Source organism: Streptomyces griseoruber (assembly GCF_001514205.1).
GTDB lineage: Bacteria > Actinomycetota > Actinomycetes > Streptomycetales > Streptomycetaceae > Streptomyces > Streptomyces griseoruber.
On record NZ_KQ948816.1, the window covers coordinates 1 to 2,437 of the forward strand.

Genomic DNA, 2,437 nt, shown 5'->3' on the forward strand with positions numbered 1-2,437 from the left:
AGCCGGTTCAGGTCGTGTCGGACCGGGCGGCCGCGGGCGGCTGGGCCGCCCTGGCACCCGACCTGGATCCGACAGCTCTCGGGGAGGCCGTTCCCGACGTCGTCATCGCGTCGTTCACGGCTGGTGATGTGCCACCGGAGGGGTTGGCGGAGCAGGCGCGGGAGGCGACACAGCGCGCCCTGACGCTCCTTCAGCGGTTCCTGTCCGACGAGCGCCTGACCTCGACACGGTTGGTGTTCCTCACCCGGGGTGCGGTCGCCGTGCGGCCGGGTGACGACGTCGTGGACCTGGTGAACGCTCCGGTGTGGGGCCTCGTGCGATCCGCGCAGCGGGAGCATCCCGACCGCTTCGGGCTGGTGGACGGTGCCGAGGAGGCGGTGGCCGCGAGTCTCGCACGGGGTGAGGAACCGCAGCTGGCGGTGCGTGACGGTGCCGTGTTCGTGCCGCGGCTCGTACGGCACGGGGCGCCTGCCGCCGACACGGCCGTGAGCTTCGGTGGGGATGCCGGCACGGTTCTGGTCACGGGTGGTACCGGCACGGTGGGTGCTCTGGTGGCCCGGCATCTCGTCGTCGAACACGGGGTGCGGCATCTGCTGCTGACCAGCCGACGTGGACAGGAAGCACCGGGCGTTGCGGAGTTGGTCGCGGAACTGGCAGAGCTAGGTGCGCAGGCCACCGTCACCGCGTGTGATGCGGCGGACCGTGAGGCGCTGGCCGCCGTACTGGCGGGCATCCCCCAGGAGCGGCCGCTGACCGCGGTGGTCCATTCGGCCGGCGTCCTGGACGACGCCGTGGTCACCGGGCTGACAGCGGATCAGCTGGACCGAGTCCTGCGCCCGAAGATCGACGCCGCGCTCAACCTGCACGACCTCACCCGGGACCACCAGCTCGACTCCTTCGTCCTCTTCTCGGGGGCGGCGGCCACCTTCGGAAGCTCCGGCCAGGCGCACTACGCGGCGGCCAACGTGTTCCTGGAGGCGCTCGCGGCGCACCGAGCCGCGGGCGGGCTGCCCGGTACCGCCCTCGGCTGGGGCTTCTGGGCCGACCGCAGCGAGATGACGGAACACCTCGACACGATCGCCATGCGGCGCATCGCGCAGATCGGCCTCGCGGAGATGACGTCCGCGCAGGGACTCGCCCTGTTCGACGCGGCCGTACGGGCCCAGGAGCCCTTCGTCCTGCCCGCCGTGCTGAACGAGGCGAGCCTGCGTGAACAGGCCGCCGCGGGCACCCTGCCGGCCATCCTGCGGGAACTGGTCCGCAGGCCCGCGCAGCGGACGGCGGCCACGGCGGACAACGGCCCGGCCACGGACACGGCCACCCTGGCCGAGCGGCTGGCGGCCGTCCCCGAGGCGGAGCGGACCGAGAGGCTTCGCGATCTGGTCTGTCTGCAGGCCGCCGGAGTCCTCGGCCACGCCACGGCGACCGCCGTGAAGCCGCACCAGACCTTCAAGGAACTCGGCTTCGACTCCCTCGGCGCGGTGGAACTGCGCAACCGTCTGACGCGTGCCACGGGTCTGCGGCTCTCCGCCACCCTGGCCTTCGACTATCCGACGCCCGCCGCACTCGCCGACCACCTGGGGCAGGAGCTGCGGCCGAAGGAGGAGTCGTTGGCGGACCGGATGCTGACCGACCTCGACGAGCTGGAGTCCGCGCTCGCCACCCTGGCGCCCGACGAGCAGGCGCGCGACCGCGTGCTGAGCCGGATGCAGCAACTCGTCGCCAAGCACCTCGGTGCGGACCTGGCGAGTGCCGGCGAAGCGTCCGGTGCGGACCGTTTCGACGCGGCCAGCGACGACGAGCTCTTCGACTTCCTCGACAGCGGCATCTGACACGAAGCCCGGCGACGGACCTTCAAGACTTCACACAGGGGGAAAGAGTGAACACCGAGGACAAGCTGCGCTCGTACCTCAAACAGGCGGCCGCGGATCTGCACGACACCCGTGAACGCCTGCGCAAGCTCCAGGACGACGCCCACGAGCCCGTCGCGATCGTCGGCATGGGCTGCCGGTTCCCGGGCGGCGTGCGCACACCGCAGGACCTGTGGCGGCTGGTCGTCTCGGCGGGCGACGCCGTGTCGTCGTGGCCGACCGATCGCGGCTGGGACGTCGACGGTCTCTTCGATCCGGATCCGGACGCGGTGGGCAAGTCGTACTCGCGGTCGGGTGGGTTCCTCTACGACGCGGCGGAGTTCGATGCCGAGTTCTTCGGGATCTCGCCGCGTGAGGCGTTGGCGATGGATCCGCAGCAGCGGTTGCTGCTGGAGACGTCGTGGGAGGCGATGGAGCGGGCGGGCATCGACCCGGCGTCGCTGCGCGGCAGCCGTACCGGCGTCTACATGGGCCTGATGTACCACGACTACGGATCCCGGGTCCGCAAGGCCCCAGAAGAACTCGAGGGCTACCTGCTCAACGGCAGCGCGGGCAGCATCGCGGCC

2 protein-coding genes are annotated in these 2,437 nt (G+C 71.5%); both read left to right on the forward strand.

The window, feature by feature from the left end; all coding sequences use genetic code 11:
• Nucleotides 1-1,832, forward strand: a 1,832-nt coding sequence (locus AQJ64_RS44680) for a type I polyketide synthase (protein WP_211286547.1), incomplete at its 5' end; no start/stop codon positions are given.
• Between the two features lie 47 nt (nucleotides 1,833-1,879).
• On the forward strand, nucleotides 1,880-2,437 hold a 558-nt coding region (locus AQJ64_RS44685), incomplete at its 3' end, for a beta-ketoacyl synthase N-terminal-like domain-containing protein (protein WP_211286548.1).